Annotated in this window: 7 protein-coding genes and 1 pseudogene; 7 read left to right on the forward strand and 1 reads right to left on the reverse strand. The window is 35.1% G+C overall.

All coding sequences use genetic code 11. The features are described 5' to 3' along the window. Positions 1–90: 90 nt before the first annotated feature. The gene (locus tag G5A70_RS15255; RefSeq protein ID WP_173750311.1) at positions 91–402 is read right to left on the reverse strand and encodes a helix-turn-helix transcriptional regulator; all 312 of its coding nucleotides are present in this window, start codon (positions 400–402) and stop codon (positions 91–93) included. Between the two features lie 557 nt (positions 403–959). On the opposite strand from G5A70_RS15255, the gene G5A70_RS15260 reads away from it, so the two are divergent. The 7 genes and pseudogenes from G5A70_RS15260 (at position 960) to G5A70_RS15290 (ending at position 5,702) form a co-directional block, all read left to right on the forward strand. Beyond that, positions 960–1,379, forward strand: a complete 420-nt coding sequence (locus G5A70_RS15260; RefSeq protein WP_173750307.1) for an RNA polymerase sigma factor — start codon at positions 960–962, stop codon at positions 1,377–1,379. Further along, a complete protein-coding gene (locus G5A70_RS15265; RefSeq protein ID WP_009588285.1) occupies positions 1,376–1,609 on the forward strand; it encodes a helix-turn-helix domain-containing protein in 234 nt (77 codons plus the stop codon). The genes G5A70_RS15260 and G5A70_RS15265 overlap by 4 nt, the downstream gene beginning before the upstream one ends. Before the next feature lie 380 nt (positions 1,610–1,989). Further along, on the forward strand, positions 1,990–2,136 hold the full coding sequence (locus G5A70_RS15270) for an SHOCT domain-containing protein (RefSeq protein ID WP_144362982.1): 147 nt from the start codon (positions 1,990–1,992) through the stop codon (positions 2,134–2,136). 72 nt (positions 2,137–2,208) lie between these two features. Beyond that, on the forward strand, positions 2,209–3,999 hold the full coding sequence (locus G5A70_RS15275; RefSeq protein ID WP_173750308.1) for a recombinase family protein: 1,791 nt from the start codon (positions 2,209–2,211) through the stop codon (positions 3,997–3,999). Then, positions 3,950–4,267, forward strand: a pseudogene (locus G5A70_RS15280) (23S rRNA (uracil(1939)-C(5))-methyltransferase RlmD); the annotation flags it as partial. The gene G5A70_RS15275 and the pseudogene G5A70_RS15280, both read left to right, overlap by 50 nt. A 31-nt stretch (positions 4,268–4,298) precedes the next feature. Further along, on the forward strand, positions 4,299–4,670 hold the full coding sequence (locus G5A70_RS15285) for a TnpV protein (RefSeq protein WP_173750309.1): 372 nt from the start codon (positions 4,299–4,301) through the stop codon (positions 4,668–4,670). Positions 4,671–4,838: 168 nt separating this feature from the next. Further along, on the forward strand, positions 4,839–5,702 hold the full coding sequence (locus G5A70_RS15290; RefSeq protein WP_173750310.1) for a caspase family protein: 864 nt from the start codon (positions 4,839–4,841) through the stop codon (positions 5,700–5,702). The last annotated feature ends 264 nt before the right edge of the window (positions 5,703–5,966 follow it).

Raw genomic sequence — 5,966 nt, forward strand, 5'->3', positions numbered from 1 at the left:
TAATGACATATCTTATATCAGTTTTTTGAGTTTACACAAAACTTGAAACGGTCTCCACTAAAAAGAAAAATAGGGAAAACAAGAAGCTGATTACTTCTTGCTTTCCCTGCTATTCAAGATACCGTCAATCGTACCTTGAATGATTTTTAATTCGTTATCACTCAATAAGTCAAGTGATGTTTCTATCTGACGGCGAGCTGTGCTTTTCTCAACTTTCTCTGGTGGATAGAAATATTCATCAACCGATATATTGAACATGGTAACTAAATCATGGAATAATTGAAAACTTGGGTGTGAACCGATATTTTCAATATCTGCGATATGGCGTTCTCCATAGAATACCTTATCACCTAAATCATTACGGGATAGCCCTGCTTTTTCACGGGCTTCTCTGATTGCCAGTCCTAACGGTCTGAAATCAAAGGTTTGTGTTTCTTTTTTTTTCTCATTTTAAACCACCTAGCATGAGTTTAAACTTCATGCCATGTATTTAGAATGTGTTAAAAGTGCATATAGTATGCAGTAATAATTCAAAAGATATTATCGTGTGCGGTAAATAAAAAAAACCGTTCTTAGATAATATGCTTTTGCACGTCTTAAAAACGATTACAGGACGGTTTTGGATATAACCAAAGCTGTCCTTTTCTTTTGGTATAGCTCTGGTTTGAGGGGGTTATGCCATGATTACATATAGAAGAACGCTACGTCGTTCTCAACTGGATAATTATTTCTGTCTAGTGCTTCAATCATCATACCCATTACATGAGTTAAAAGTTCATATAGATAACATTTATATAACAGTCTGTTTGTGTAGTTACATTCAAATGGGCTGTTTTTATTTTATAGAAATATTTTTTTGAAAATCTTGGTAGTTTGACACCTCTTTGGGAAGTTAGGGTGCGGAAAGGGGGAAATGAACAAAAGTTCATTTCAATCCAGCACGGAAAGGAGGTGAGCAAATGAAAACATCTTCTTTCAAACAAGCCATTGAAGCACAGTTTGATTGTCTTTCAAAAAAGGTTATCAAACGAGCTGTCAAAAAAGGCTATCGTGATATGAAGCGACGTGAAAAACGAGAATGTCCATTTTCTGATATTCCAGATTATGAGCAGGAACGCTTTGGAACATTTGATAAATACGAAAGTGATTACACCGTATTTAATATTTTAGGCATTGAAGTATGGGTTGAGGACGATCAGTTAAGCGAAGCTCTTAAAACATTAACAGAAAAGAAACGTAACATTATTTTGTTGTCCTACTTTATGGATATGTCTGATAGTGAAATCAGCGAATTTATCAAAATCCCACGTTCTAACGTCCAATATCATAGAACAAAAACACTTGAAACAATGAAAAAAATCATGGAGAAACGTAAATGAAGAAACATGAGCATTTGCCTTTTGAGGTAATCTTATCAGCCACAGAGGGCGAACCAGAAGCAGTTGAAACCGTTTTGAAATTTTATGACGGTTACATTTCCAAATTATGCTTGCGTAAATTGTATGACGAATACGGTAATGTTTGCATGGTTGTGGACGCTGATTTAAAAAACAGAGTTCAGACAGCATTGCTTGATATGCTGATGAATTTTGAAATTGTAGTGATGTAGTACATATAAGTGAAGTTTGGTACTTCCCCCTTTCCTGCCACTTCACTTGTCATTCTATTAAAATCAATTTGACTAGAATTGATTTTGATAGGCTGAATAGCCGATAGTTCTTTGACAACAGAATAAAGCAGACAGATACGTTTGTGAGGTAGCAAGCCACGGGAACTGTACGCCATGACCTTTCCAAAAGAAAGCGAGCGACCCACGCAGTGATCCGAGAGCGACCGTTGGAAAAGTCGCTTTGCCATGACCTACCCCACAGAATAATGATACGTCCGCATGGTGCGGTTCTGCCCACAAGAATGGGAATAGTTGAAATACTAATGGAGCTTTCCAAAGCCGTCTGCCTGCTTAGAAATTATAAGCAAGGGGGAATTGATATGGAGAAAACACTAATACGATATAGTATGCAGATTGCCATGTTGAACCAACTTCTTGCCCGTAAAATGATTTCTGAAAAGGAATATGCTTTAGTAAAATCAAAACTTATGCAAGATTATAAAATTGTTTCAGATATAACCGCTTGAATTGTATGTTTGAATATTGTATAATAACACTACAAAAGGAATACAAAACTCAAATATAAAAGGAGTGGTTCTGTGAAAGAAGTAGAGGTAATCAAAGCGAGGAATGATTTGCAAACCCGTACAAGAGGGAAAACGATTGAACTTATGCGTGTTGGTGCATATTGCAGGGTTAGTACAGATAGTGCAGACCAGCTAAACAGTTATAAGTCGCAAGTAGCCTATTATACAGATATGATTAAGAAGAATAAAGAGTGGGTACTTGCAGACATATATGCTGATGAAGCAATCACAGGTACACAAGTGGCTAAAAGAGAAGATTTCCAGCGTATGATAAATGATTGCATGAATGGAGAAATTGATATGGTTATTACAAAATCTATTTCCAGATTTGCAAGAAATACGCTAGATACTTTAAAATATGTTCGTGTGTTAAAGGAACGCAATATAGCAGTATATTTTGAAGATGAGAAAATCAATACTTTAACTATGGACGGAGAATTGCTTTTAGTGGTACTTAGTTCTGTGGCACAGCAGGAAGTTGAAAATATATCTGCTAATGTAAAAAAAGGTTTGAAAATGAAAATGAAACGGGGAGAGCTGGTTGGTTTTCAAGGTTGTCTTGGATATGATTATCACAAAGATACGAAAACAATTACCGTGAATGAAGAAGAAGCAGAAATTGTACGTTATATTTTTAATCGGTATATTGAGGGTGCTGGTGGTTCTGTTATTGCACATGAGCTTGAAAATTTGGGATATAAAACAAAGTATGGAAGTTCTACATGGGTACAATCAACAGTTATTGGCATTATCAAGAATGAGAAATATAAAGGCGATTTATTGTTAGGAAAAACTTTTACAGTAGACCCGATTTCAAAGCGGAGATTGGAGAATTTCGGAGAAGAAGATAAATTCTATATTCGCAATCATCACGAACCGATTATTAGCGAAGAAGTTTTTGAAAAAGCACAAGAAATTCTTTCCAGAAGAAATGTTAATAGAGGAAAGATTGGAGAGGGTAACACAAAGAGAGAAAAATATAGTAGGAAATATGCTTTTAGTTGTATGCTGGAATGTGGTTTCTGTGGTGGCACTTTAACAAGGCGTAATTGGCACAGCAGTTCACAGTACAGCAAAGTTATATGGCAATGTGTAACGGCTACGAAGAAAGGGAAAAAATTCTGTAAGCATAGCAAAGGTATTCCAGAAACAGCTATTGAAGAAGCATTTGTAGAAAGTTATCGTTTATTGTGTGATGATAATAAAGATGTTCTGGAAGAATTTTTGCAGAGAATGGACGATACGCTTAGTTGTAGTGCGGTGTCGAAACAACTTGCAAAAGCAGAAAAAGAGATAGACGCATTAGAGAAGAAAAAGAGTAAACTTGTTGATATGCGTCTGGAAGAAATTGTTGATAAGGAAACCTACGAAAGCAAATATGCTGACTTAGTAAGTAAACAAGAACAGCTTGTCGAAGAAAGACAGAAATTACAAGAAACATCTGATAATGAAAAGGACATAAAAAAACGTCTGAAAGAGTTTAAGAAAACTTTAGAACAGAATGAGGTTCTTGATAAATTTGACCGCTATGTATTTGAAAGCATTGTTGAAAAAGTAATTGTAGGTGGACTTGATGAAAACGGAAATGTTGACCCTGCACAGTTGACTTTTGTTTATAAAACGGGCTTGAAGAATAGCGTAGATGGTGCTAAATTTAAACCACAAAGAAAAAATGCAAGAGGACGACATAGGACTGACGAATTGTGTTCACATGACAGCAACGAGGTTGATAAAATGTGTTCCGATAGTAGTAACGACACATGTGGAGACGGTTGTTCTTTTGTCCCAACAAAAACCAGATGACACGATAGAGATCGACTTAGACCTGGACGAGCTGGATGCCACCAGTGCCGAGTTGAAAGCAACCTATCAGGAAATCAAAGATTATGTGCTGAAAGAATTTGGCTTGAAGGTTTCAAGTTTATATATTTCTCAGGTAAAACGCAAATGTGGAATTGAAGTGGGAGAAAACTATAATCTTCCAAAATCAGAAAATGCAAGAGTTCCACAATGCCCGAAAGAGAAAGAAGATGCTATCAAGGCTGCCCTGAAATATTATGCGATGATCTAAGGACATCGCTGATTTCAAGGAGGAATAACACATGAAAAGCACATTTGAAAAAATGGGTGGAACCTACACACTTGGCGCAGACGGAATTTACTATCCGAATCTTGTCAGTACAGATGAAGAAGCGCATTATGGGAAATACGGAATGTTGCGGAAAACATATCTGAAAGAGCATCGTCCGGCAATGTATTCACTGTATATGTTGGAAGACAGATTGACAGAACATCTGAATGCGGTGGACGATGAAACACAGGAGAAAATGGATATTCTGGTGAGTCAGATGATGGAGAAGCAGGGCATTACGGAAGAATTGAAAGCTCGTGACCAGATGGAATGGGTTAGAGCGGTAAATAATGTCCGGAATGCTGCAGAAGAGATTGTGTTGAAAGAATTAGTGTATATTTAAAGCGTGGAAAGCTCCTTCGGGAGCTTTTCAGTGTTTGTAAGAGTTTATATAGAAAATGGGCTAAGAAGGTGGTATGATCAAAATAACAGATTAAAATTTATATTAAGAAATGAATTTAAAATTTTTAATTATGAAATAAAACGTAAGATAATTTCAGAGGTGAGAATAATGGATAGAATTGCATTAGTAATCGGTAATTCTGATTATTCAAATGTAGGGAAATTGAATAATCCTAAGAATGATGCTGACGATATTGCTAGTATTTTGAACAAATTAAATTTTGATGTTACAAAAATAATGGATGCAAATTTAATAGATATTCAAAAATCTGTTAATGATTTTTTACAGGCATTAGATGAATATGCTGTAGGGGTATTTTTTTATGCAGGGCATGGTATGCAAATCGACGGTAAAAATTTTATCGTTCCTATTGATTTAAAGTTAAGTGATAAAAGCAAGACAATGGTCTCTTGTTATTGTTTAAATTCGCTGTTAGAAGGTGCATCTTCATATAAGGGAAAAACATTAATATGTATATTGGATGCATGTCGAGATAATCCTTTTGCTATGGGGAGGGGATTTTTAACAGGCTTTGCGCCATTTAATAATCCACCTAAAGGTACTATGATTGCTTATTCTACAAGCGCTGACTGTAGTGCATTTGATGGACAATGTAGTAATGGATTATATACACAAGTTTTAAAAGATGCTATGCTTATTCCAAATTTGAAAATTGAAGAAATGTTTAAATTTGTTAGAAATAAAGTGTCAGAAATATCAATTAGCCAATACGGAGAAGAACAGCTTTCATGGGAATATTCTTCGTTAGTGGGAGACTTTTATTTTTCTGTTACGCCACAACCAGTCAATGAACAGGTTACTGATGAGAAAATATATGAATTCATATGTGCTCGTCGAAAATCTTATGAGAATGCTTCGGATAATATTTATGATATTGAATGTTTGCCATATATAGATGCCTATAATAAATATCATATACCAATTATTAAAAACTTTATATCTGATTTTTGATTATCCCTATAAATATTACACTTTCAAGCTTTTCGAAGTATAGAAAAACACTCATTTTACCACGAATATACCACGATTAAACGAGCCTTGATATGACGATAAAATAGCACTAAAAAGACACCATTGACACATTGAAGTGGTGTCTTTTATTAATAAGCAGTCAATCCTAAGACTAACTGCTTTTGCAAAATAAAGGTAATCACTATTTTGTTTGTTTCTTTAGAATAATATAGCTTGCAATCACAACTACAAAGAATACTAACA

Origin of the sequence: Blautia hansenii (assembly GCF_013304445.1) — a bacterium.
Taxonomy (GTDB): Bacteria; Bacillota; Clostridia; order Lachnospirales; family Lachnospiraceae; genus Blautia.

Coding starts and splice junctions, on each gene's coding strand:
- G5A70_RS15260 (WP_173750307.1), top strand. CDS start 960: ATGAAAACATCTTCTTTCAAACAAGCCATTGAAGCACAGTTTGATTGT.
- G5A70_RS15265 (WP_009588285.1), top strand. CDS start 1,376: ATGAAGAAACATGAGCATTTGCCTTTTGAGGTAATCTTATCAGCCACA.
- G5A70_RS15270 (WP_144362982.1), top strand. CDS start 1,990: ATGGAGAAAACACTAATACGATATAGTATGCAGATTGCCATGTTGAAC.
- G5A70_RS15285 (WP_173750309.1), top strand. CDS start 4,299: ATGAAAAGCACATTTGAAAAAATGGGTGGAACCTACACACTTGGCGCA.
- G5A70_RS15290 (WP_173750310.1), top strand. CDS start 4,839: ATGGATAGAATTGCATTAGTAATCGGTAATTCTGATTATTCAAATGTA.